The organism is Dorea sp. AF36-15AT (assembly GCF_003477705.1).
Classification (GTDB): domain Bacteria; phylum Bacillota; class Clostridia; order Lachnospirales; family Lachnospiraceae; genus Claveliimonas; species Claveliimonas ammoniilytica.
The window spans coordinates 36,000-60,335 of the sequence record NZ_QUDV01000005.1; the positions used below are offsets into that span (position 1 = coordinate 36,000).

At 41.2% G+C, this 24,336-nt stretch carries 21 protein-coding genes and 2 pseudogenes; 21 read left to right on the plus strand and 2 right to left on the minus strand.

Annotated features, from left to right (window positions below):
- Positions 1 to 253: 253 nt before the first annotated feature.
- From DWZ93_RS08720 to DWZ93_RS08785, 13 genes and pseudogenes are all read left to right on the plus strand, one after another.
- Entirely contained in the window at positions 254 to 1,204 is a 951-nt protein-coding gene (locus DWZ93_RS08720; RefSeq protein WP_118452635.1) for an alpha/beta hydrolase, read from the plus strand.
- Complete coding sequence (locus tag DWZ93_RS08725; protein ID WP_118452636.1) at positions 1,201 to 3,018, plus strand: DUF6320 domain-containing protein; 1,818 nt, start codon at positions 1,201 to 1,203, stop codon at positions 3,016 to 3,018. Before DWZ93_RS08720 ends, DWZ93_RS08725 begins: the two co-directional genes overlap by 4 nt.
- 354 nt (positions 3,019 to 3,372) lie before the next feature.
- Positions 3,373 to 4,263 carry a Fic family protein gene (locus DWZ93_RS08735; RefSeq protein ID WP_118452637.1) on the plus strand — a complete coding sequence of 297 codons (891 nt, stop codon included), beginning with the start codon at positions 3,373 to 3,375 and terminating at the stop codon, positions 4,261 to 4,263.
- A gap of 65 nt (positions 4,264 to 4,328) precedes the next feature.
- Positions 4,329 to 4,823 carry a hypothetical protein gene (locus DWZ93_RS14845; protein WP_199665914.1) on the plus strand — a complete coding sequence of 165 codons (495 nt, stop codon included), beginning with the start codon at positions 4,329 to 4,331 and terminating at the stop codon, positions 4,821 to 4,823.
- Between the two features lie 18 nt (positions 4,824 to 4,841).
- A complete protein-coding gene (locus DWZ93_RS14975; protein WP_243061237.1) occupies positions 4,842 to 5,576 on the plus strand; it encodes a hypothetical protein in 735 nt (244 codons plus the stop codon).
- 99 nt (positions 5,577 to 5,675) lie between these two features.
- Positions 5,676 to 6,431: a DNA/RNA helicase domain-containing protein gene (locus tag DWZ93_RS08750; protein ID WP_243061248.1), complete on the plus strand. Its 756-nt coding sequence runs from the start codon at positions 5,676 to 5,678 to the stop codon at positions 6,429 to 6,431.
- A pseudogene (locus DWZ93_RS15245) lies at positions 6,376 to 6,651 on the plus strand (nucleotide pyrophosphohydrolase). Before DWZ93_RS08750 ends, DWZ93_RS15245 begins: the two are co-directional and overlap by 56 nt.
- Positions 6,652 to 7,076: 425 nt before the next feature.
- On the plus strand, positions 7,077 to 8,036 hold the full coding sequence (locus DWZ93_RS08760) for a hypothetical protein (protein ID WP_118452638.1): 960 nt from the start codon (positions 7,077 to 7,079) through the stop codon (positions 8,034 to 8,036).
- Positions 8,021 to 8,767: a hypothetical protein gene (locus tag DWZ93_RS08765; RefSeq protein ID WP_118452639.1), complete on the plus strand. Its 747-nt coding sequence runs from the start codon at positions 8,021 to 8,023 to the stop codon at positions 8,765 to 8,767. Before DWZ93_RS08760 ends, DWZ93_RS08765 begins: the two co-directional genes overlap by 16 nt.
- A 161-nt stretch (positions 8,768 to 8,928) precedes the next feature.
- Complete coding sequence (locus DWZ93_RS08770) at positions 8,929 to 9,381, plus strand: low molecular weight protein-tyrosine-phosphatase (RefSeq protein WP_118382375.1); 453 nt, start codon at positions 8,929 to 8,931, stop codon at positions 9,379 to 9,381.
- 4 nt (positions 9,382 to 9,385) lie between these two features.
- Positions 9,386 to 9,622: pseudogene (locus DWZ93_RS15325) on the plus strand (CagY family CD-EC repeat-containing protein); the annotation flags it as partial.
- A 132-nt stretch (positions 9,623 to 9,754) separates the two neighbouring features.
- Positions 9,755 to 11,095, plus strand: a complete 1,341-nt coding sequence (locus DWZ93_RS08780) for a Mur ligase family protein (RefSeq protein ID WP_118452640.1) — start codon at positions 9,755 to 9,757, stop codon at positions 11,093 to 11,095.
- Positions 11,095 to 11,823, plus strand: a complete 729-nt coding sequence (locus DWZ93_RS08785) for a type 1 glutamine amidotransferase (RefSeq protein ID WP_118382190.1) — start codon at positions 11,095 to 11,097, stop codon at positions 11,821 to 11,823. The genes DWZ93_RS08780 and DWZ93_RS08785 overlap by 1 nt, the downstream gene beginning before the upstream one ends.
- A gap of 42 nt (positions 11,824 to 11,865) precedes the next feature.
- On the opposite strand, the gene DWZ93_RS08790 is transcribed toward DWZ93_RS08785, so the two are convergent.
- Positions 11,866 to 12,210 carry a helix-turn-helix domain-containing protein gene (locus DWZ93_RS08790; RefSeq protein ID WP_118382191.1) on the minus strand — a complete coding sequence of 115 codons (345 nt, stop codon included), beginning with the start codon at positions 12,208 to 12,210 and terminating at the stop codon, positions 11,866 to 11,868.
- 280 nt (positions 12,211 to 12,490) lie between these two features.
- Between DWZ93_RS08790 and DWZ93_RS08795 the strand changes: the two genes are divergently transcribed.
- From DWZ93_RS08795 to DWZ93_RS08810, 4 genes are all read left to right on the plus strand, one after another.
- Complete coding sequence (locus DWZ93_RS08795) at positions 12,491 to 12,949, plus strand: hypothetical protein (protein ID WP_118452641.1); 459 nt, start codon at positions 12,491 to 12,493, stop codon at positions 12,947 to 12,949.
- 76 nt (positions 12,950 to 13,025) lie between these two features.
- Positions 13,026 to 17,582, plus strand: a complete 4,557-nt coding sequence (locus DWZ93_RS08800) for a PolC-type DNA polymerase III (protein ID WP_118452642.1) — start codon at positions 13,026 to 13,028, stop codon at positions 17,580 to 17,582.
- Positions 17,583 to 17,607: 25 nt separating this feature from the next.
- Entirely contained in the window at positions 17,608 to 18,474 is an 867-nt protein-coding gene (locus DWZ93_RS08805) for a DMT family transporter (RefSeq protein ID WP_118452643.1), read from the plus strand.
- Positions 18,475 to 18,593: 119 nt separating this feature from the next.
- Positions 18,594 to 19,085 carry a prepilin peptidase gene (locus tag DWZ93_RS08810; RefSeq protein ID WP_158574303.1) on the plus strand — a complete coding sequence of 164 codons (492 nt, stop codon included), beginning with the start codon at positions 18,594 to 18,596 and terminating at the stop codon, positions 19,083 to 19,085.
- Here the strand turns inward: DWZ93_RS08810 and DWZ93_RS08815 are convergent.
- Positions 19,079 to 19,768 carry a J domain-containing protein gene (locus DWZ93_RS08815; protein WP_118452645.1) on the minus strand — a complete coding sequence of 230 codons (690 nt, stop codon included), beginning with the start codon at positions 19,766 to 19,768 and terminating at the stop codon, positions 19,079 to 19,081. The two genes, DWZ93_RS08810 and DWZ93_RS08815, sit on opposite strands and share 7 nt — an antisense overlap.
- Positions 19,769 to 19,946: 178 nt before the next feature.
- Between DWZ93_RS08815 and DWZ93_RS08820 the strand changes: the two genes are divergently transcribed.
- The 4 genes from DWZ93_RS08820 (at position 19,947) to DWZ93_RS08835 (ending at position 24,332) form a co-directional block, all read left to right on the plus strand.
- A complete protein-coding gene (locus tag DWZ93_RS08820; RefSeq protein WP_279220012.1) occupies positions 19,947 to 20,540 on the plus strand; it encodes a tRNA (mnm(5)s(2)U34)-methyltransferase in 594 nt (197 codons plus the stop codon).
- Between the two features lie 101 nt (positions 20,541 to 20,641).
- Positions 20,642 to 22,396: an indolepyruvate ferredoxin oxidoreductase subunit alpha gene (iorA, locus tag DWZ93_RS08825; protein WP_118382196.1), complete on the plus strand. Its 1,755-nt coding sequence runs from the start codon at positions 20,642 to 20,644 to the stop codon at positions 22,394 to 22,396.
- Positions 22,396 to 22,965, plus strand: coding sequence for an indolepyruvate oxidoreductase subunit beta (locus DWZ93_RS08830; RefSeq protein ID WP_118382197.1), 570 nt, complete (start codon positions 22,396 to 22,398; stop codon positions 22,963 to 22,965). Before iorA ends, DWZ93_RS08830 begins: the two co-directional genes overlap by 1 nt.
- Before the next feature lie 35 nt (positions 22,966 to 23,000).
- The gene (locus DWZ93_RS08835; RefSeq protein WP_118382198.1) at positions 23,001 to 24,332 is read left to right on the plus strand and encodes a phenylacetate--CoA ligase family protein; all 1,332 of its coding nucleotides are present in this window, start codon (positions 23,001 to 23,003) and stop codon (positions 24,330 to 24,332) included.
- Positions 24,333 to 24,336: the final 4 nt, after the last annotated feature.

Consider the following 24,336-nt stretch of genomic DNA (forward strand, 5'->3'; position numbering starts at 1 on the left):
GGCTATTTCTAATGATTGTATCATAGTTTTTGAGAAATAAAAAGGATGTGGGAAATTAGCGGTTTAATGATGTTAAGTATACGGATATGTGGAAGATCACTTGTAACTTGTAAGATGGAAACATGTTAGAAGCATCAGTCATCTAGTTGACTGGTGCTTTTTCAATATTAAATTCACTATATAGAGCACTTTATGATATAATAGGCTCGTAGTCTTTTATAGACATAAGAATGAATATAAGGAGAATATAGTATTGATCAATCAGACTGCAAAGAAAATTTTAAAAGCATTATCCTTTGATGGTGTAGAAGTGGAAGCATTTCGTCATATGGCAGATTTAAAAAGATTGGATCCAATGAAGATTTTTTATAAAAAAATAGATGAGAAAATATATAACGGGAGTCATGCAGTTCCGATTCGTATTTTCTTTCCAACTGAAAAGAGCTTTCGTGAGAGTGAAGAAAAGAAGCATAATACTCAAGATAAAAAGTTACTTTTGTTTATACATGGCGGTGGCTGGGTAACAGAGAGCATTGATAATTATGAAAGAATTTGCGCTCGACTTGCTAATGCAACCGGACAGTATGTAGTTGCAGTTGAATACAGACTGGCACCGGAAGATAAATTTCCGGCTGGTCTGGAAGATTGTTATGCGGTTGCCAAAGCTTTATATTCCGGTGATTTTATGCTCAACATAAAACCGGAAAATATTACATTGATCGGAGATAGTGCCGGAGGGAATCTTTGTGCAGCATTATCTTTGATGGCTAGAGATCGCGGAGAATTTAGGCCGAACAGACAGATACTGATCTATCCGGCTACATATAATGATTATACGGAGAATTCACCATTTCCATCTGTTAAGGAAAATGGAACAGATTATCTTCTGACAGCTGGGAAAATGCAAGATTATATTAATCTTTATGCGAGAAATGAAGAGGATAAGAAGAATCCTTATTTTGCACCATACATAGCAGAAGATTTAACGAATCAACCGGATACGTTGATTCTTACATGTGAATTTGATCCGCTTCGAGATGAAGGGGAAGCGTATGGGGAGCGCTTAAAAGAGGCTGGCAATCATGTGGAGATACATCGGATCAAAGATGCACTACACGGATATTTTGCGTTGGGGATCAAGCAGCTTCATGTACAGGAAAGTTTCACCTATATCAATGAATTTCTGAAAGGGGAAACACTGTGAGTAAGAAAAAAGCACGTTGGAGAAAATTAGATAATGCAGCAAAATTATATTCTGCTGCCAGTAATAAAAAGGATACGAGAGTATTTCGTTTTTACTGTGAATTGAAAGAAGAAGTAAATCCTGACGTTTTGCAGGAAGCATTGAATCAGACGATAGAAACATTTCCTACGTTTTTGATGGTGCTTCGCAAAGGATTATTCTGGCATTATCTTGAGCCATGTAATTTACGGCCGATTGTAAAGGAAGAGTACAAAGAGCCTTGTAGCAGACTCTATATAAAGGATAAGAAGACCCTGCTTTTTGAAGTAACCTATTATAAAAAACGAATCAACTTCGAAGTGTTCCATGTATTGACAGATGGCACAGGAGCGACAGAATTTTTAAAAGAACTGGTAAAAAATTATCTCTATCTTATTCACAAAGAAGATGGATTAGAACAAGTTTCATTGTTACCAGAAGATATGACGGTACAAGATCAAGAAGATGATAGTTTTTTGAAATATTATTCAAAAGATCAGAAACGACCGAAAAAAAGAAAACTACATGCTTTCCAGATACGGAGAAAAAAGAAAGACGGAAATCATCTGCATGTTCATGAATCTGTTGTTTCAGTTCAGGCAGTGTTGGAGCGGAGCAGGGAACTCGGTGTATCTATGACAATCTTTTTGACAGCATTATTTATGATGGCAATAAATGAAGAAATGTCTAAGATGCAAAAGAAAAAGCCGGTCGTGTTAATGGTTCCGGTTAACTTAAGAAAGTTTTTCCCATCTTCATCGATGTTGAACTTTTTTAATTGGATTGAGCCGGGATATAATTTTACCACACAAGATCAAAGTTTTGAGGCAATACTGAAATATACGAAAGAATTTTTTGAGACAGAACTGACAAAAGAAAAGATGTCAGCGCATATCAGCGAGTTGCTCGCTTTGGAATTGCATCCGATTCTGAGGCTTGCACCTTTGGAATTGAAAAATCTATGTATTCAGGCCGGGGCAAAATATTCAGAGAAGAACACGACAGCAATCTTCTCTAATATGAGTACGGTTAAAATGCCTGCGAGTTATGCGCCTTATATCGAACGATTTGGTGTGTACACAAACACTCCTAAGCTTGAATTGTGTTTGTGTTCTTTCCAGGATAAATTATCATTTGCATTTACATCCAGATACGACACAGTGAACATTGAACGTAACTTTTATCGCTTGTTAAAAGAACAGGGAATTGTATCTGAAAAAGTAAAACCTGAATTTCCAAAGACAGGTAAGCCAAGTGAACAGGAAATGAAAGTCTATAAAATTTATAGCTTTCTGTGCATTGCAATTGTTGCAGCAATGCTTGTTACGGAGTTTAATTTCCATCCTAGAATTCGTTGGACCTTATTTACAGCCGGAGGCATTGTGACAATGTGGATTGCCTCATCGATTGGATTTTTTAAACGCTATAACCTGCTGAAAAATGCGATGTGGCAGCTTTTTATCGGTACCATTATCTGCTTTATCTGGGATGCGCAGACCGGTTGGCACAGTTGGTCTGTAGATTTTGTGCTGCCGATCATGAGTGTATCTACACTTGCAGCGATGTTTGTAACCGCCAAAGTGCAGAAAAGCCCTGTGCGAGAGTATCTTATTTACGAAATTATGGCTGCCGGATACGGATTGATCCTTCCGGTAATCTTACTCTTATGCAAAGTGGTGAAAAATCCAACAGTAAGTATGTTTGGAGCGTTAATATGTTTCCTGTTTCTTGTAGCACTGATATTGTTTAAAGGAAGAGAATTTAAAGAAGAGATGCAGAAAAATCTGCACGTATAAAATAGTGTTGGTGAAACATTAAAGCTTCCCCGTGAGGAACGCCCATCGGGAAATATAGGCGGATGCACCGAGAGTATCTAAAAGCCAGTGATTAGATGGCCTGAGTTAGAGACATGAACAGCATCCACAAGCGGGCAGAAGAAATTGTGTTGGAAGAAATCGTATATAGATAATGTCTTGCCGGACTTCATTTTCGATGGAGTCCGGCTTTCTATATTCAGAAGCAGTATTTCCTATATCGGCAAAAAGCGTAGTGGTTCAACTTGAATACTGTTGATATTTTTGCCGATGACGTGGTATACTATGTAATAGATTAACGTAGTTTTTGATGGATTTTATGGTGGAGGATCATAGATGCGATATCTTTCAGTTACTGAAATAGCGAAAAAGTGGAATGTGTCAGAGCGCAGTGTTAGAAATTACTGCGCCCAAGGACGTGTGAACGATGCGTTTCTTACTGGTAAGACATGGAATATTCCAGAAAACGCAGAGAAACCGGAGCGCACCAACAAAAGAAAAGAAGAACCGATTACTCTGTTGGATATTCTAAAAGAGCAGAAGGCCAGTAAATATTCCGGAGGGATTTATCATAAAACACAGATTGATTTGACCTATAACTCTAACCATATGGAGGGAAGCTGTCTGACACACGATCAAACCAGATATATCTTTGAAACTAATACTGTTGGCGTAGAAAAAGAAGTGCTGAATGTGGATGATGTGATTGAAACGGCAAATCATTTCCGCTGCATCGACATAATTATTGATCATGCGAAAGCAACTCTGACGGAGAAATTCATCAAAGAACTTCACTTGGTTTTGAAAAATGGCACCAGCGATTCCAGAAAAGATTGGTTTGCTGTTGGTGATTATAAAAAACTTCCGAATGAAGTTGGCGGCAGGGATACAGCTCTTCCGGAAGAAGTTGGCGATAAAATGAAGGCCTTGCTGACAGAATATAGCGCCAAAGAAGAAAAGACCTTTGAGGATATTCTGGACTTCCATGCGAAGTTTGAGAGGATTCATCCGTTTCAGGACGGCAACGGGCGTGTGGGCAGATTAATCATGTTTAAGGAGTGTCTGAAGTATAATATCGTTCCGTTCATTATTGAGGACAATTTGAAGATGTTCTATTATCGTGGATTGAAGGAATGGGACAACGAAAAAGGCTATCTGACAGATACCTGCTTGACCGCACAGGACAAGTATAAAGCGTATTTGGATTATTTTAGGATTATATATTGAAATTGAGCAAAACAATATGATGTGTGGGGTGAATACATGCTTATTTATGCAGGTATCAGGATATTATGAAAGAGACTCCTGCATTTACTTATGGGCAAAGGGAGGCTCTTCGTACATTTATCAAAAAGCAAATTGTAACAGGTGATAAAGAGGATACACTGCTGAAAATTGAACATGGAAAAATTAAACCTTCTAAACAACTTCAAGATGCACTTTTAAATATGCTTAAAGGGAACCAAGAATTCGTTATGTTGGATGAACAGAAGGTTGTATATGAAAGTATTCTTAACATTGGAAAGAAGAAACTTATTTCATTCTGTGTTGATACTGGATTTACTTGTTTTGGTCTTGTAGAGCAGAATTATGAGCTGCCGGAAGAAATCCTTCATGAGATGGGAGTTCATACAATCCCTGTTCCGAGAGCGGAAGTATCAAGAACTGGAGTAAATACCACTGCTATTGATACACAGATTCAGAGAGCAGAATATGAAACTATTGATATTACTGTTCTTAAGAGGGGAATAATTGGAGTTAATAAGATTGGATATGCTCCCGTATAAAAATAAGATTGGAAGGAAGTGGTTAGAATGCATGCTATAGTCAGACAGGGTGATGGAAAGTATTACGTATCACCGGTATTTGGATATTATAAGGATGTTAAGTCTAAGGATGACTATCAGAGATATCTTGAAAGCATTCATACACCATATTATGTCGTATGGGATGAAGCAGGTGAACATCTTATTAAATGGTTTGCTATGCAACCTAATACAAAATATCTGATTCCACAGATTCTTATTATTGAGAGTGGCCAAGAAGGCTGGATAGAAGATGAGGATGGTGTTGGAGGAGTGGATTTTCTTCCAAGAGAGGTTGCAGATCAGATTATAGATAGTGGGTTATTCCCTGACGGCGTATTTGAAAAATGCAAGGCGGTTGGAGCTGGATATGAGTACAAGCCTGAGCAGGAAATCCTCACGCAAAAAGATATAGAAAATTTGGAATGGGCATCAGGTGGTTTCCATGATGCCTGCATACAAGAATGTAAGCTACAAGATGATGGTAGTTTATATGTGAAATTTGATGGTACTTGGGGTTGCAAGGTCGAAGTGTGGTTCTGGGGAGATGTTGAGTATGATATTTCAAGCAGAGATCCAGATGAATGCGATCCTTATTGGTACGGCTCAACAGTTATTATCTGGGATGACTTTGTTTACTTTGTTGACGAAGAGGATATGACCGTGGATCAGATTAGCGATGGATATTGTTGGTTCAAAGCAAGACACATGAAATACCGCATAATTCCTGATTAATTGACGGATATTCTGCCATTAAAAAATATGGCAGAAAAATCTTTCCGCCCTTGCTTGACACATGCTGATGAAGCCCACCGGCTTAATAAAAAATCCGGTATGTTCCAAAATGTGGGAGAGAACCAGATAAAAGAAATCATTTATGCCGCTGCTTGTAGTGTGTTTTTTATTGATGAAAGTCAGAGGGTTACACTATCAGATATTGGAAGTGTAGTTGAAATAGAGAAGTGGGCGGCTTTGGAAAAGTCAGAAATTATAAAAATGCAGCATGTTTCTCAGTTCCGGTGTAATGGTTCAGATGGATACCTGGCATGGTTAGATCAGGCATTGGAAATCTGTGAAACAGCAAATTATGATCTTGACGGAATTGATTACGATATTCGCATCTGTGATACACCTGCAGAAATGGAAGCAATTGTGCTTGAAAAGAATTGCGCAAGAAATAGAGCAAGAATTCTCGCAGGCTATTGTTGGAACTGGCTGAAGGCTACCAGAAATAATACAAATTTCCATGATATCGAGATTGGAGATTATTCCATAAGCTGGAATCTAAATGGCGGAGATGCATTTGCAATCAGTGAAGAGTCAGTTCATGAAGCTGGATGTATTCATACATCGCAAGGACTAGAATTCGATTATACGGGTGTCATTATTGGTGATGATATGCGATTTGAAAACGGGAAAGTGATTACAGATTACACAAAACGTGCAAAGACCGATAATTCTTTGAAAGGAATAAAAACACTAGCAAAGAAAGATAAAGAAAAAGCAGATCGGGTTGCAGATGAAATTATAAAAAATACATACAGAACACTTTCATACTCCCGCAAATCTTGCAAAATCGATTGTGATTGAGGCAGCAGAGTTGTTGGAGTGTTTTCAATGGAGTGATACTGAGTATAATCTGCAGCATATAAAAGAAGAACTGGCAGATGTACTTGTTTATTCATAAAATCTTCTTGATAAATTGGAACTTGATGCAGATGAAATCGTGAATATGAAGATGAAGCAGAATAAAGCAAAGTATCCAGTAGATAAAGCAAAAGGAAATGCGACGAAATATACGGAATTGTAGTCTGTTGGTTATCAAAAGGTAGTGGATTTTTACACCTTTTGCGGACAATATTATGCGATAATAAACCAGGTTATGCCAGAAAGCAAAATTTACAAAGGCTTACAAAGCCCGGAATACCAAGAAAAACTAAGAAATGCGAGGTTATGCAACAATGATAAAAGTGCTTTTTATCTGCCACAGCAGTGTTTAAGGGACGGAGTGAAAAGCCTTGATTTTATTGGGTTTCTTGGATGGAAACGTAGAATTTACACCTTATTTATACCTTTGGAAGATCGGATCGGTATAGTTAGAATAGTAAAGACGTGGGATGGATCTTGCGTCTTTTTTTAGATTGTGTAATTACATGTTGCTTGAAAAATCAAATAACATATGATAAATTATAAATGCGACGTAAAAAGAGTCACATTTATAAAAAGGTGATTGATATGAAAGAATTTTTGGAAAAAATATTACGGCAAAATGTAATAATGACGGAGAATAAAGAGGTATATAAAAAGCTTCCGTTAGTATATCGTGGAAGGTATGATATTTTTACAGTAGAGACGAATGGTGCGTTATGGATGGCTATTCATCCAAAAGATGATGTCGGACTTGTTATGTTACGTAGAGACAGAGCTGGCGTAGAAAAAATGACAGGATTAAATTGTGCAATATTTCTTGATCGAACAACATTTTATATAAAGGAAAAAATGATGGAAGAAGGAATTCCTTTTGTAATAGAAGGGAAGCAGGTATTTCTCCCATTTATTGGATATTTGCTGAGTAAGGAAAATGAAAGAGAATTGGCACCAGTTCATTTGATATCATTTTTGACGCAAAAAATGCTCCTGATGGCTATTTATGAACGATGGAATGAAGTGAAAGTATCTGATGCAGCGAAACGAATAGGAGTGTCAACAAAATCTGCAAGTCGGTGTTTTGATGAACTGGAATATTTAAATATTGATGTGTTGGGCATGAAAGGTAAATCAAGAGTTATCAATATTCCGGATGACCGAAAACAATTATGGCAGCAGATTGAGCGTGTGTTAAGAAATCCAGTGATTCGAAGATTTGTTCTGAGAGAAGATATGAAAATAGAAAAGAAAGCAGGTATTTCTGCTTTATGTGAGTATTCTCTTTTGTCAGATAATGTTTATCCTACTTATGCAGTAACAAAGAGAGAACTGAAAGCTAGCGGAGTGAAAGTGGAAAAACAAGTGAGCGAATTGGAAGAAATTGGTTGTGTTGTTTTGGAACTGGGATATTTCATTGATTTTTTAGGAAAAGGATTTCAAGATCCCTTGAGCGTAGTATTGTCACTTACAGGAGAAGAGCAAGAAGAGGAACGGGTAGATATTTCTATTAATGAGATGTTGGAGGAATATGTATGGTCAAAGGATTAGATACATTTCAGAAGTACTTTGCAGATTATGAAGAACAGTATGTTTTAATAGGTGGTGCAGCCTGTGATATTCTGTTTGAAAGCAATGAAGTAAATTTCAGGGCTACAAGAGATCTGGATATGGTTTTGATTGTTGAAGCATTAACTCCGGAGTTTGGAGAAAAATTTTGGAAGTTTATCGTTGATGGAAAATATAGAAACAAAGCGACAAACGGTAGCAACCCTCAATTTTATAGATTTGATAAGCCAGAAGACGATAACTTTCCGAAAATGATCGAATTGTTTTGTAGAAGTGATTTTAAACTAAAATATGCGAAAGGAATTACTCCAATTCATATTGATGATGAAGTTTCCAGTTTGTCAGCAATTCTTTTAAATGATGATTACTATAAGGCACTTCTCAATGGAAAAGAAGTGAGAAAAGGCCTTTCTGTTTTAAGACCAGAATATATCATTCTTTTTAAAGCAAAAGCGTATCTTGATTTAAAAAGGCAAAAAGACTTAGGAGATAAAGTAGATTCCGGTGACATAAAGAAGCATAAGAAAGATGTTTTGCGTATTGCTTCGGAGCTTATGCTTGAAAAAGTAGAAGAATTGCCGATAGCAGTAGATGCCGATATACATAGCTTTATTGACTTGTTGGAGCAGGAACCATTTGATCAAAATTCATTGAAAAGATTTGGGCTGAAAAATGAGGATGTTGTAGAAGTGTTGAAGCAAGTATTCGGATAAAAATGTGATGTGTTATACAGTTAATTTTTAACCCATTTTTACACCTTTTGCTGACGATATTATGCGAAAATAAACCAGGTTATGCCAGAAAGCAAAAATTTACAAGGGCTTACAAAGCTCGAAATACCAAGAAAAACTAAGAAATGCGAGGTTATGCAACAATGATAAAAGTACTCTTCATCTGCCACGGCAATATCTGCCGCTCAACCATGTCCCAATTTGTGTTCCAGGACATGGTCAACCGACACGATTTACAGAATGATTTTTATATCAATTCGGCAGCGACCAGCCGAGAGGAGATTGGCAATGGTCCGCATTATGGTACGATCCGTAAGTTGCAGCGGGAGAGCATCCCTGTGTTGGAGCATCGTGCGGTGCAGATGACCAGGAAAGATTATGATAATTATGATTATCTGATCGGTATGGATTCTGCTAATATTCGTAATATTAAGCGTATAGCAGGTGGTGATCCGGAGGGCAAAGTACACAAGCTGTTGGAATTTGCAGGATCAGATAGAGACATTGCAGATCCATGGTATACAGGTAATTTTGACGAAACCTACCGCGATGTGGTAGAAGGATGCGAAGCTTTGTTTAAAAAACTACAAAGATAATAGGAAAAATTGTCTATATAACGCAAATACTCCGGCCGAGAGGAGAGGCCAGAGCACTTGTTTAAAAGGATTCTATTGTATGAATAAAAGGATAATGATTCTAACAGGTAGTATGGTTGACTGCCAGAATCATGCGTCCTTGGACGCCGTTGTTGGCTTGCGATATCTTTCATGTTTTCTTGTTAATTATTTGTCCATCGCTTTTATGGTTATATCTTATCATGAGGGTTCTTTGTTGTAAATGTCAAATTAATACAAACATTTTGCGATTTCTGAGCATTTTTTGTGAATGTTATAACAAATGGGATTGGTTGACTTGAAACATCCAATACAGTACAATTAACTCTATCAATAAAAGATTGAGGAAACTAAGATGAAATTAAGAAGAATGATAGCAATATGGGCTGCGAAATGTGCAGAGAAGGCAAGTGTAAAGATTTTTCACCGACAGGGTGTGACATGGGCTGGCAAGATTGCTCTGAAGATCTGCCCGAGTATTTTGTCGGATCTGGCTGCTCAGGTAAGAGGAGATATTTTTGTAGTATGCGGAACCAATGGCAAGACTACGACGAATAATATGCTGTGTGCAGCATTGGAAGCAGAAGGTAAGAAGGTGGTCTGTAACCACACCGGTTCGAATATGCTGAATGGTGTAGTGGCAGCGTTTGTGTTGGCAGCCGGATGGAATGGTAAGCTGGATGCAGACTGTGCAAGTATTGAGATTGACGAGGCATCTACCAGAAGAGTGTTTCCATATTTCAAGCCGGATTACATGGTGCTGACGAATCTGTTTAGAGATCAGCTTGATCGGTACGGAGAGATTGATATTACCATGAATCTGCTTCGTGAAGTGATGCAGACGGCTCCTGATATGAAAGTGATTGTAAATGGTGATGATGCATTGTCAGCATTTCTTGCTATGGATGCCGGCAATTCATACATTACTTATGGTATCAGTGAAAAAGTAGTGGAGGATAAGGATTCTCATGAGATCCGAGAGGGACGTTTCTGTAAGAAATGCGGTTCTCTGCTTCATTATAATTTCTACCATTACAGTCAGCTAGGGGACTACGCATGTACAGGATGTGATTTTAAACGTCCGCCGTTACGGTACAATGCAACGGATGTGCAGGTGGGGGATCAGCTGTCGTTTGTTGTAGAAGGACGTAAGATTACAGCGAATTACAAGGGCTTCTATAATGTATGTAATATTCTGGCAGCTTACGCTGCAGTGCGCAGTTCGGGACTTGACGCAGAGCATTTTAATGATATGCTTGCAAAGTTTAACCCGGAAAATGGACGTATGGAAGAGTTCCATATGAAAGGAACGAAGATTATCCTGAACCTGGCGAAGAATCCGGCGGGATTTAATCAGAATATTTCTGCGGTTATGCAGGACAAGACTCAGAAGGATATTATTATTGTGATCAATGACAATGCACAGGATGGTACAGACATTTCATGGTTGTGGGATGTGGATTTTGACCGATTTAAGGATGAGAACATCAATTCTATTACTGTCAGTGGAATTCGTTGTCAGGATATGCGCTTGCGTTTGAAATATGTAGATATTCCGGCAATGCTGAGTGCAGATGTAGAGAACGCAATTTGTGAACGTGTGGAAAATGGATGTGGCAATCTGTATGTATTGGTGAATTACACAGCGCTTTTCAGCACCAGAGTAGTATTGAAGAAATTGGAGGAACGGAAATAATGGAACAGAGAAAGATTACGATTGGACATTTATATCCGGATCTTCTGAATCTATATGGAGACCGCGGCAATATTGCATGCATGATGCAGAGATGTATCTGGAGAGGGATTGAAGCAGAGACGAAGGAATTTAATCTGGGAGATAAAATTGATTTTTCTGAAGTGGATATTGTGCTTCTTGGAGGCGGATCTGACAGAGAGCAGATGATCGTGTGTCAGAAGCTGCAGGAGATTCAGTCTGATTTTAAAGAATATGTGGAAGATGGGGGTGTGGTCATCGCAGTATGTGGCGGCTATCAGCTCCTTGGCAAGTATTATAAGACAGAAGAGGGAGTGATCCAGGGGCTGGATCTGGTAGATCTGTACACAGAGCAGGGCGAAGGACGTCTGATTGACAATATCGTACTGCAGAGCGATCTGGTATCGATGCCGGTGGTCGGATTTGAGAATCATGGCGGACGTACTTATATTAATGGTAATAAGCCATTTGGTAAGGTGCTATATGGATCTGGTAATGATGGTGAGAGTGGTTATGAAGGAGTGGTTTATAAGAATGTGATTGGTACCTATCTGCACGGACCACTGCTTCCGAAGAATCCAGAAGTCTGCGATTGGTTGCTCGCAAGAGCTCTGGAACGGAAATATGGAAGTGCTGATCTGTCACCATTAGATGACAGTCAGGAAAAAGAAGCAAATGCTTATGTATATGAGCGCTTTTTGGGTAAGTAGAAGCACCGACAAGCTTATGAATATATAATTGTGAAGGGTTGTTTAATGTTTCTGCTCACGTTGCTTTAAGAAACACAGATACTCGTAAGCATCTTCTTTCTCAGCAAGAGAAAGCGTGCGGTACACTTGAAAAATCTGCCTGTCAAGCATTCTTTCGGCTTCAGGCATGGAATGGAGCACAATTGGTTCATCGGTGCTGTCTAATAGATAATCAACGGATACCTGGAATGTTTCGGCAATGGCTGTCAGCTTTTCATAAGAAGGCTGACGGTTTCTTGTTTCATATCCGGCGATCGTGGCTCTTGCAACATTAATCTGTCTGCCAAGTTCTGCCTGTGTCATATTGTGTTCTGCGCGAAGAGTCTTAAGTTTCTGTGGGAGAGACATGCGATTACCTCCTGGGATAGTGAGTCTTGATCATCAAGTAAATAATTTTTACATATTTTACCAGTTACTATGAGAAGAAAGTTGAAATGTGTCGAATAGCAACTGTGTTGCGCAACAAAGTTGCGGAACGGCACATTTTGAGATGGTAGAAATGTACTGTAAGCAAAGTAATCGGAAACGCCGTTGACACAAGATACAAAAAAAATTATAATTTATATACAGATTCTGTCCGAATATGGATAGAATATAAGGAAAAGATACCGAGAGGATGGATATATATATGTTTACACAAGAACAAGAAGTAAAAAGAAGCAAAGAATGGAAAGTTGTGATGGCAATTTCTTCTATATTGATTATTGTAATTGCAGTATTTTTCCTGTTTCGGATGTTTCACTCGAACCCATTAGAAGGAACCTGGGTGAATGAAGAGAACGATATGACATTGAAGATTAAAGGTGGTACTACTATGGTTATGGAAGTGCCGGGAGCGTTGGATGGTAATGATATGGAACTTCAGTTGAAGTACACCATTGATCGCAGTGAGAAGACGATTACGATTGAAGTAGATGATGCGGAGATTCAGAAGGCTTTAGATAATTCAGACGGTACCCTCACAGAGGAAACTGTGAAGAATGAAGCAGATCAGATTACATCCAGCTATGATTACAGTGTAGAGCAGGATGAGATGACACTGACAGAGCGGGAATATGGTGATCAGTTGACATTTGTAAGAAAATAAAGAGAATGTACCCCTCTACAGGAGCAGGTGGAGAACCAATGCCAGTAGAGGGGTCTTTATGTAAGAGGTTGGCCAGATGAGTAAGATATTTTTTGATGTATTTCCAACATTAAAAGTAAATGAAGAGATCAGAATGTTGTTTGAGAGCGTACAGGTGGAGAAGGTTTCAACCAACAGACAGCGAGATTTTATTAATGTATTTTTGTTTTCAGATCATCTGATCCAGAAAAGACATATTTATTCGATGGAAGGTATGATCAAAGACCAGTTATTTGCCAGAGTGCCTGTGAGAGTGACGATTTTTGAGCATTTTCAGCTGTCAGAACAGTATACGCCAGAGAATCTGATGCGAGAATACTATGACAGCCTGATGTTGGAAGCTGCGCAACGCAGCGTGGTGGAGAGCAATATGCTGAAGACGGCAGAGTATACGGTGAAAAATGATAAGACCATCTGTCTGAAGCTAAAGGATACGGTAATTGCCCATGGCAAACAGGAAAGTATCGTCTCATTGATACGTAATGTCTTTGAAGAGCGCTTTCATGTTCCGGTGGAGATTCAGGTAGAATATGAGGAAGTGAAGGATAGCAAGCTGAAGTTCAATGAATCCAGACTGCAGCAGGAAGTGAATGCCATTATGGAGCGGAATCATGCACTGCATGAGGAGAGAGCAGAGCAGGAAAAGGAAAAAGAAGAGAAGGCAGAGAAGAAAGAAAAAGCGACGATCGACAAGCCAAAAGAGAAAGAAGCAAAACAGCAGAAGCAATTTGCAGGAACTGGTAATAACAGTAGCGGCGGCAATAGTCAAAAATGGCGTGGTGGCGGCAGAAGTGGTAGTTTTTCTTATCGTAAGTCGGATGATCCGAATATGATTTTTGGACGTGATTTTGATGATGCGGCGCTTGAACTCAGCACGGTCGTTGGAGAAATGGGTGAGATTACCATCCGTGGAAAGGTGATCAGTTTCGAAGCCAGGGAAATCCGTAATGAGAAGACGATACTGATCTTTGCAGTAACGGATTTTACAGATACCATTATGGTAAAGATGTTTGTGCGGAATGAACAGCTTCCAGATCTTCTGGGAGATATTAAGAAAGGCGCATTCCTGAAAATCAAAGGTGTGACGACTATTGATAAATACGACGGCGAGCTGACTATCGGTTCGGTAATGGGCATTCGTAAGATTCCGGATTTTACAACCAGCAGGGAAGATACCTATCCGGAGAAGCGGGTAGAACTGCACTGCCATACGAAGATGAGTGATATGGATGGTGTGTCGGATGTGACGGACATTGTAGATCGGGCGCACCGATGGGGACACAAAGCGATTGCAATCACGGATCATGGTGTGGTACAGGGATTTACAGACGCTAATCATTACATAGAACGTCTGGATAAAGACGATCCGTTTAAGATTATTTACGGTGTGGAAGCATATCTGGTAGATGATCTGAAAGAAGTGGCGATCAATGAAAAAGGACAGACATTAGATGATGTGTTTGTGGTGTTTGACCTGGAGACCACTGGATTTAGTCCAATCGCAGATAAGATTATCGAGATTGGTGCGGTAAAAGTGCAAAATGGTAAGATTACAGAGAAGTTCAGTACATTTGTCAATCCTAAGATCCCAATTCCATTCCGGATCACACAGTTAACCAGCATTACCGATCAGATGGTTATGGATGCACCGGATATTGAGACTATATTACCGCAGTTTCTGGAATTTGTAGGAGATGCGGTGTTGGTAGCACACAACGCCAGCTTTGATGTAGGATTCATTGAACAGAATATGCGTTATCAGGACATGACACCAGATCTGACATCTGTGGATACGGTAGCGATGGCGCGTATCTTGATGCCGACATTGTCGAAGTTTAAGTTAAATATTGTGGCGAAAGCGTTGAATATTTCGTTGGAGAATCATCACCGCGCGGTGGATGATGCGGGAGCGACAGCAGAGATTTTTGTAAAGTTTATTGATATGCTGAAAGAACGAGACATCTATGATCTGAAAGGACTAAATCATTTCGGAGAGCATAATGCAGATTCTATCCGTAAGTTACCGTCTTATCATGCGATCATTCTGGCAAGAAATGATATCGGACGGACGAATCTGTATACATTGGTATCCAAGTCGCATCTGGAGTATTTCGGAAGGCAGCCCCGTATTCCGAAGAGTGAATTTTCAAAATATCGGGAAGGGCTGATTTTAGGAAGTGCCTGTGAGGCGGGTGAATTGTATCAGGCAATTCTGAATGACAAGTCTGAAGAACGGATTGCAAGGATTGTAGATTACTATGATTACCTGGAAGTACAGCCTCTGGGCAATAATAAATTTATGATTGGCAGTGACCGTATTACCAAGGTCAACAGTGAGGAAGATCTGCGGGAGATCAACCGTAAAATCATTAAGCTTGGTGAGAAATTTAATAAGCCGGTTGTTGCTACCTGTGATGTGCATTTTCTGGATCCGGAGGATGAGGTCTACCGTCGGATTATCATGACAGGTAAAGGATTCTCAGATGCAGATGATCAGGCACCACTGTATCTGCATACGACGGAAGAGATGCTGGAAGAATTTGAATATCTTGGTTCGGATAAAGCACATGAGATTGTCATTGATAACCCTAATATGATTGCTGACTGGGTAGAGAAGATCGCGCCGGTTCGTCCGGATAAGTGTCCGCCGGTTATCCCGGATTCAGACAGAATGCTGCGGGAGATCTGCTATAACCGAGCCCATGAGATGTACGGAGAAGATTTGCCGGAAGTGGTAACGGAACGATTGGAACGAGAGTTGAATTCGATTATTTCCAACGGATTCGCCGTAATGTATATCATTGCACAGAAACTGGTATGGAAGTCTAATGAAGACGGCTATCTGGTAGGATCGCGAGGATCGGTAGGATCTTCATTCGTAGCGACTATGGCAGGTATCACGGAGGTTAATCCGCTGAGTCCGCATTATTATTGTGATCACTGCCACTTTAGTGATTTCGCTTCCGAAGAAGTGAAGAAGTACGCCGGAGGATGCGGCATGGATATGCCGGACCGGAATTGTCCGGTGTGCGGTAAGAAGCTGGTGAAAGCCGGATTCGATATTCCGTTTGAGACATTTCTTGGATTTAAAGGTAATAAAGAGCCTGATATCGACTTGAACTTTTCCGGTGACTACCAGAGTAATGCACATAAGTATACAGAGGTTATTTTCGGTGATGGGCAGACCTATCGTGCCGGAACGATCGGTACCCTGGCAGAGAAAACAGCCTATGGATTCGTAAAGAATTATTACGAAGAGCGAAATTCCAGAAAACGAGTATGCGAGATTGACCGTATCGTACAGGGGTGTACCGGAATCCGACGAAGTACCGGTCAGCATCCGGGAGGTATTATCGTCCTTCCGCTGGGTGAGGATATTAATTCTTTCACGCCGGTACAGCATCCAGCTAATGATATGACAACGGATATCGTAACCACTCATTTCGATTACCATTCCATTGACCATAACCTGCTGAAACTGGATATCCTTGGACACGATGATCCGACCATGATCAAGACTCTGGAAGAATATATCAGTTCTCCGGCAATGGATAATGAATATAATGAAACAGATAACCGTTTTAATGCAACAGATATTCCACTGGATGATCAGGGTGTAATGTCCTTGTTCCTGAGTACGGAGGCACTTGGTATTAAGCCGTCAGATATTGGAGGATGCCCGGTTGGATGTCTTGGTATTCCTGAGTTCGGTACAGATTTCGTTATTCAGATGGTAGTGGATACCAAGCCAAAGACGCTGTCTGACCTGATCCGTATTTCCGGTCTGTCACATGGTACGGATGTATGGCTGAACAATGCGCAGGAACTGATCCGAAGCGGAAAGGCGACGATTTCTACCGCAATCTGTACCCGTGATGATATTATGACATATCTGATTAATAAAGGAATGGACAGTGAGGAATCGTTTACTATTATGGAGCGCGTCCGTAAGGGTACTGTTGCCAAGGGCAAATGCAAGGAGTGGCCACAGTTTAAAGAAGATATGATTGAACATGGCATTCCGGAATGGTACATCTGGTCCTGTGAAAAGATCAAGTACATGTTTCCGAAAGCGCATGCAGCGGCGTATGTTATGATGGCGTACCGTATTGCATATTGCAAGATCAATTATCCGCTGGCGTATTATGCGGCATACTTTGGTATCCGAGCAGATGCATTTTCCTATGAACTGATGTGTCAGGGTAAAGAACGGCTGAATTTCTATATGAGTGATTACCAGAAACGGTCCGATTCACTGTCGAAAAAGGAACAGGATACGCTGAAGGATATGAAGATCGTGCAGGAAATGTATGCACGTGGATTTGAATTTCTGCCGATTGACTTGTACAAATCAAAGGCATCACGTTTTGAGATTGTGGATGGCAAACTGCTTCCGCCTTTTTCAAGTATTGACGGTATGGGTGAGATTGCGGCAGAAGCGGTAGAAGCAGCAGCGGTAGACGGACCATATCTGTCGAGGGATGATTTCCGTCAGCGGACGAAGGTCAGCAAAACGGTCATCGATCTGATGAATGATCTGGGAATTTTCGGTGATCTGCCGGAGAGTAATCAGTTGAGCCTGTTCGATTTATAATGGTAAATATAAGAGGTGTTTAAACATGGAGAAACAACGTTATAAAGGCATTCTGTATATTATATGCTCGGCATTTTGCTTTGCCCTGATGAACATGTTCGTCCGGGCAGCAGGCGACCTGCCGTCTATACAGAAAAGCTTTTTTCGTAATCTGGTCGCATTTGTATTTGCAATGATCATATTAAAGAAGAACGATATACCGTTCCGGTGTAAAAGAGAGAATCTGAAGTATCTCTTAATCCGGTCGATCTGTGGTACACTGGGAATCTTGTGTAATTATTATGCAGTCGATCATCTGGTGCTTTCGGATGCATCCATGCTGAATAAGATGTCGCCGTTTTTCGCAGTGATCTTCAGCTACCTGGTATTAAAAGAAAAGGTAAATGTGCCGCAGGCGCTGTTCGTGATCGGAGCATTTTTAGGGAGCTTGCTAGTAATTAAGCCGACATTTTCCAATATGGATCTGTTCCCATCGGTGATCGGTCTGATGGGAGGTCTGGGGGCCGGTATTGCCTATACTTACGTAAGAAAAGCAACGTTGCATGGCGAGAAAGGACCGTTTATCGTGTGCTTCTTCTCAGCATTTTCCTGTCTGGTGACCTTGCCGTTTCTAATCTTTGATTACCACTATATGAGTCTGACACAGATCGGGACTCTGCTGGCAGCAGGACTTGCGGCAGCAGGTGGTCAGTTTACCATTACGGCAGCATATAGCTGTGCTCCGGCAAAAGAAATCTCAGTTTACGATTATTCGCAGATCATATTCGCAGCAGGACTCGGATTCTTTGTATTCGGTCAGATTCCGGATCTGTTAAGCTGGATTGGCTACGCAGTCATCTGTGCAATGGCAGTAGGTATGTTTTTTTACAATAACCGCAGAATAGCGGCATAAATAATAGCAGGGTTGAGGCGCAAATAATTGTTGATCAGAGAAGTGGATTCAGTTGACGTGTCGTATATGTTGTGATAAGATAAATGCACTTCAAATACGATACGAAAAGAGAACGGTTTATGGGTGACGTTATGGGTGTACTTTTTCTGGTTATCCTTGCGGTGATAAGTTATACAGATATTAGAAGACGGCAGATTCCGAACTGGTGCTGCGGGTGTATCGCAGCACTGGCAGTCATTTCGGATGCCGTCTTTTTTAGTGCGGAGATATTTGACTTCGAGATATGTCAGAAGCTGGCTTTTTCAGAAATATTTGCAGTGAGTCTGACGGAACGGATGCTGGGAGCTTTGTGTGTTAGTGCGCCAATGCTTGGAATTACGGTGCTTGCGCCAGGCAGTTTTGGAGGGGGAGATGTGAAGTTTATGTGTGCAGCCGGGGCACTGCTTGGATGGAGGCATATCCTGTGGTCGGCGGCAGCGGGGATTTTTTCAGCAGGAGTGTACGTACTGTATCTTCTGATAATAAAAAACACAGGACGGAAAGCGGAATTTCCGCTCGGACCGTTCCTGTGTCTCGGTATTGCTGTCAATATTTTGACTGAAATCTACTGACAGGCAGTCATCTTGTCCAAAATCTGGAGAAACTGGCTGATCTGTCCCTGTATTTTTTTCTTTTCTATGGCAGATTTATTCTGCTCCAGATAGTTATCGTACATGGCACAGAGCATGCCATAGGCGAATTCCCGGTTCTGTGTCCACTGGAAGAGCATCCAGTTCATGGCGTGTGAGTGCCAGTATTGCTTCGGAATTCCACTGGATTCCAGAACTTCAATATGAGATCTGGCTTTTTTGGCAAGTTCGGCAAATTCTGCAAGCCGTTCCGGTTCCGTCTCCTTGCGTCCTGCAAGCTTGCGTATATCGAGCTTGTGCGCTGACTTTGGATAGAGCACTTCTGCACCCATGACAGTCAGTTCGTTTAACTTATTAGCTGCTTCCCAGAATGGTGCAAAGTTCGGCGATAATGGTCCGGATTGGCGTGAACGGTTGCTTTCGCCAGGCGTTCGTCTGCGGATCGGATTACGGATACGGCGATCGTATACACGGCGTTTGTCCGGATTACTCAGTATCCTGTAAGCATACAGAATATTCTGAATGTAAGTTGTTGTATCGAACTTGCTGTCTATATTGGCGTCAGGGTGCAACTTCTTCACCAGGAAATTCTTTGCGTTGGTGATTTCTTCATCCGTTGCATCCATGGGAACGCCCAAAAGATCATAATATGTACATTCTTTCATGTATGAAACTCCCTCTGATTGTTATTTATACCCATCTAATATCATACGTCAGATTCCGACCGAAATCAATACCGGAAACCGTTGCCTGATGGGAAAAGATAGAGGTATAATATATAACAATGTCAGGATCGAATTGTGAGAGTGCATAGCACGGAGCAATTCGTAAGCATCATAGATAATACAGCGGAAGGATAAATATGGTGAGGATATGAAGTATTCACAGATTACAGAATGGTGTCATGAGATTATTCGTACACAGGCGAAACGGGAAGGATTATATATTGATGCTACTATGGGAAAGGGCGCAGATACGGCATTTTTGTGTGAACTTGCAGGAGAACAGGGACATGTGATTGCATTTGACATTCAGGAAGTTGCATTGGATTATACAAAGAAAAGACTGGAAAATGAGAACCTCATCGGTCGTGCAGAACTGATCCTTGATGGGCATGAGCATATGGCGCGATATGCCGGCGAAAAGACGGTTGATCTGATCTGCTTTAACTTTGGTTATCTTCCAGGAGGAAATCATGAGATTGCTACCAGAGCGGAGACCAGTGTGCAGGCGGTGGAAGCAGGACTGAGCCTCCTGAAGTCAGGCGGAATGATGTGTTTGTGCATTTACAGTGGTGGAGACACTGGATTTGAAGAGAAAAATCGGTTGATGGAATATCTGAAAAATCTTCCGGCAAAAACATATACAGTGATTGTGAATCAGTATTTCAACAGAGTAAATCAGCCTCCGATTCCGGTCTTTGTCTGGAAATCGTAAAAACACTCGTTTCGCAAATTAATGCTTTAACTTATAAAAGTGTTGTGATATACTAAATTAAGTATTATCCGTAATATTACGGAATAGAAAGGATGAATGAGATGGCAGAATCTAAAAAAGTGATCATGCTTGGTAATGAAGCAATCGCCAGAGGTGCTTATGAGGCTGGAGTCAAAGTGTCAGCAGCATATCCTGGTACACCAAGTACTGAGATTAGCGAATATTTGGTACAATATAAAGAAGACTTATATTGTGAGTGGTCTCCGAATGAGAAAGTAGCTACTGAAGTAGCAGTAGGAGCATCTATTGCAGGAACAAGAGCTATGTCCTGTATGAAACATGTGGGATTTAATGTAGCTGCAGACCCTGCATACAGCGTGTCTTATATGGGAGTAAATGGAGGCTTGGTTATTATCGTGGCAGATGATCCGGGACTTTACAGTTCGCAGAATGAGCAGGATACCCGGATGGTTGCCCGCGCAGCACAGCTTCCGGTAATCGAACCTTCTGACAGTTCAGAAGCAAAAGAATATATTAAGATGGCATTTGAACTGAGTGAGCAGTTTGACAGACCAATCGTATATCGTACGACTACAAGACTGGCACATTCTCAGGGACTGGTTACCCTGGAGGATCGTAAGGTGCCGGAAGATAAACCATATGTAAAGGATATCCGCAAGACGGTTATGATGCCGGGTAATGCAAAACTTCGCCATATAGAGATTGAGAAGCGCAATAAAGAACTGGCTGAGGCAGCTAACACACTGCCGATCAACCGTGTAGAGATGAATGATACGAAGATTGGAGTTATCACCAGTGGTATTCCGTACCAATATGTAAAGGAAGCACTTCCGAATGCATCTGTCTGTAAGCTGGGTCTCGTGAACCCGCTTCCGAGAAAGATGATCGAAGATTTTGCTTCAAAAGTTGATAAGCTTTATATTGTCGAAGAATTGGATCCGGTTATTGAGGAGCAGGTGAAGTCATGGGGCATTGAGTGCGTCGGTAAAGATATCTTTACTGTACAGGGCGAATACAGTGCAAATATGATCCGAGAAAGAATTCTTGGAGAAACGTTGGAGATCGATCAGCCGGCAGCAGTACCGGGAAGACCTCCAATCCTCTGTCCTGGATGTCCGCACAGAAGTGTATATTACACATTAAAGAAGCTGAAGATGCATGCAGCAGGTGATATTGGCTGCTACACACTGGGCGCGGTTGCACCGCTTAGCGTAGTAGATACGACCATGTGTATGGGTTCCAGTATTTCAACTTTGCATGGTATGGAAAAGGCAAAAGGCAAGGAATATATTAAGAATTGGGTGGCTGTGATCGGCGATTCTACATTCTTACATACCGGTGTGAATTCTTTGATGAACATGGTCTATAATCAGGCAACCGGAACGGTTATGATCCTCGATAATTCGACGACAGGTATGACCGGGCATCAGGATCATGCAGCTACAGGTAAGACTCTGATGGGAGATCCGACTTACGCGATTGATATTCCGGGACTCTGTCGTGCAATGGGCATTAAGAATGTCGTTGAGGTAAATGCATTTGACATTGAAACACTGGAGAAGACCATCAGGGAAGAAGTGGCAAAGGACGAAGTATCTGTGATTATCACAAAGTCACCATGTGTGCTTCTCAGTAAGGAAAAGAAACCGTTATACACTGCTCACTCTGACAAATGTAAGAAATGCGGTATGTGTATGAAACCGGGATGCCCGGCAATGACAAAGAATGCAGATGGTACTGTTTATATCGATGATACAATGTGTACAGGATGCGGACTCTGTGAGAAATTGTGCAAATTTAATGCGATAGAACTGGTAAAGGCAGGTGAAGAATAATGGCAACAAAGAATATTATGATCGTAGGTGTAGGCGGTCAGGGAACTCTGCTTACCAGCCGTATTCTCGGAGGACTTGCCATTGCATCCGGATATGATGTGAAACTTTCCGAGGTACATGGCATGGCGCAGAGAGGTGGAAGTGTAGTTACATTTGTACGCTATGGAGAAAAGGTAGCTGAGCCGATCGTAGAGGAAGGACAGGCAGATGTGATTATCGCATTTGAGAGACTGGAAGCCAAACGCTACGCACATTTTCTTAAAAAAGATGGTGTGCTGATTATCAATGACTGGCGTATCGATCCGATGCCGGTAGTAATCGGGGCTGCTGAATATCCGGAGAATATTATTGAGGATCTGAAAAAAGATCACAAGGTCTACACAGTCAATGCGACAGAAGAAGCTAAGAAACTGGAGAATTCACGCGTATTTAACCTGGTTGTACTGGGAATTGCAGCACAGCATATGGACTTTACAAAAGAACAGTGGTATCAGGTAATTGAGAATACTGTTCCTCCGAAGACAATTGACATTAATAAAAAGGCATTTGATGTGGGATATAATTTATAGATGTCAGCATCATTGATAGGCAAAGGAGAGAAAAGATGGCAAAGGTATTATTAGAAGACTGGAAAGAACAGTACAGAGATGAACGAATTGAGCGTATGAGCCGGGATGAGATGTCCGCACTCCAGAGTGAACGCCTGGTAAAACAGGTGAAGAATGTATATGAGCATGTATCATTTTACAAGAAGAAAATGGATGATCTGGGAGTGGAGCCTGGAGATATCAAGGGGATTGAAGATATTACAAAACTTCCCTTTACAACCAAAGAAGATCTGAGAAATAATTATCCATTTGGACTGCTGGCTGTTCCGAAGGAGAAGATCACCCGTGTACAAGGAACTTCCGGTACAACCGGTAAGCTGACACTTGCTTCTTATACAAATAAGGACGTAGAAGTATGGGGAGAATGTGTGGCAAGAGGACTTACCATGGCAGGACTTACAGCAGAAGACAGATTGCATATCTGCTATGGATATGGGCTTTTTACAGGAGGTCTCGGTCTGGACTTTGGAGCACGTGCTCTCGGAGCGATGGCAATCCCGATGTCTTCCGGTAATACCAAGCGTCAGCTGATGTGTATGGAAGACTTTGGCGCAACTGCATTTGCATGTACACCGTCTTATGCGATGTATCTGGCAGAGGCTGCCCAGGAAATGGGAGTCATTGACCGTCTGCAGGTGAAGACAAGTATTAATGGCGCAGAGCCATGGACAGATGAGATGCGTAAGCAGATCGAAGACATCTTTAATATTAATACCTTTGATATCTATGGATTATGTGAGATTACAGGTCCCGGAGTGGCTATGGATTGTATTCATCACAAGGGACTGCATGTATGCGAAGATCATTTCTATCCGGAAGTACTGAATCCGGCAGACCATACACCATGTGCAGATGGGGAGACAGGAGAACTGGTATTTACCACATTGTCAAAAGAAGGTATGCCATTACTTCGTTACAGAACTAAAGATCTGACAAGTATCGATCACAGCACATGCGAATGTGGAAGAACTCTTCCAAGAATCCAGAAGTTCACCGGACGTACCGATGATATGAAGGTTATCCGTGGAGTCAATGTATTCCCGACACAGGTTGAGACTGCGCTGCTGTCTATGGGTGGACAGGTTGCACCTCACTATATGCTGATCGTAGACCGTGAGAATAATCTGGATGTTTTGACTGTTATGGTAGAGGTTACAGAAGAGTACTTCTCTGATGAGATCCGTAAGATGGAAGCTCTGAGAGAAAGAGTCGGAGCTGTGCTGAAACAGGCACTTGGAGTAGCAGTAAAAGTGAAACTGGTTGAGCCTAAGACAATCGAGAGAAGCGAAGGTAAGGCAAAACGTGTCATTGATAACAGAAATCTGTAATAGG

Coding starts and splice junctions, on each gene's coding strand:
- DWZ93_RS08735 (WP_118452637.1), top strand. CDS start 3,373: ATGCGATATCTTTCAGTTACTGAAATAGCGAAAAAGTGGAATGTGTCA.
- DWZ93_RS14845 (WP_199665914.1), top strand. CDS start 4,329: ATGAAAGAGACTCCTGCATTTACTTATGGGCAAAGGGAGGCTCTTCGT.
- DWZ93_RS08750 (WP_243061248.1), top strand. CDS start 5,676: ATGTTCCAAAATGTGGGAGAGAACCAGATAAAAGAAATCATTTATGCC.
- DWZ93_RS08760 (WP_118452638.1), top strand. CDS start 7,077: ATGAAAGAATTTTTGGAAAAAATATTACGGCAAAATGTAATAATGACG.
- DWZ93_RS08765 (WP_118452639.1), top strand. CDS start 8,021: ATGGTCAAAGGATTAGATACATTTCAGAAGTACTTTGCAGATTATGAA.
- DWZ93_RS08770 (WP_118382375.1), top strand. CDS start 8,929: ATGATAAAAGTACTCTTCATCTGCCACGGCAATATCTGCCGCTCAACC.
- DWZ93_RS08780 (WP_118452640.1), top strand. CDS start 9,755: ATGAAATTAAGAAGAATGATAGCAATATGGGCTGCGAAATGTGCAGAG.
- DWZ93_RS08785 (WP_118382190.1), top strand. CDS start 11,095: ATGGAACAGAGAAAGATTACGATTGGACATTTATATCCGGATCTTCTG.
- DWZ93_RS08790 (WP_118382191.1), bottom strand. CDS start 12,210: ATGTCTCTCCCACAGAAACTTAAGACTCTTCGCGCAGAACACAATATG.
- DWZ93_RS08795 (WP_118452641.1), top strand. CDS start 12,491: ATGTTTACACAAGAACAAGAAGTAAAAAGAAGCAAAGAATGGAAAGTT.
- DWZ93_RS08800 (WP_118452642.1), top strand. CDS start 13,026: ATGAGTAAGATATTTTTTGATGTATTTCCAACATTAAAAGTAAATGAA.
- DWZ93_RS08805 (WP_118452643.1), top strand. CDS start 17,608: ATGGAGAAACAACGTTATAAAGGCATTCTGTATATTATATGCTCGGCA.
- DWZ93_RS08810 (WP_158574303.1), top strand. CDS start 18,594: ATGGGTGACGTTATGGGTGTACTTTTTCTGGTTATCCTTGCGGTGATA.
- DWZ93_RS08815 (WP_118452645.1), bottom strand. CDS start 19,768: ATGAAAGAATGTACATATTATGATCTTTTGGGCGTTCCCATGGATGCA.
- iorA (WP_118382196.1), top strand. CDS start 20,642: ATGGCAGAATCTAAAAAAGTGATCATGCTTGGTAATGAAGCAATCGCC.
- DWZ93_RS08830 (WP_118382197.1), top strand. CDS start 22,396: ATGGCAACAAAGAATATTATGATCGTAGGTGTAGGCGGTCAGGGAACT.
- DWZ93_RS08835 (WP_118382198.1), top strand. CDS start 23,001: ATGGCAAAGGTATTATTAGAAGACTGGAAAGAACAGTACAGAGATGAA.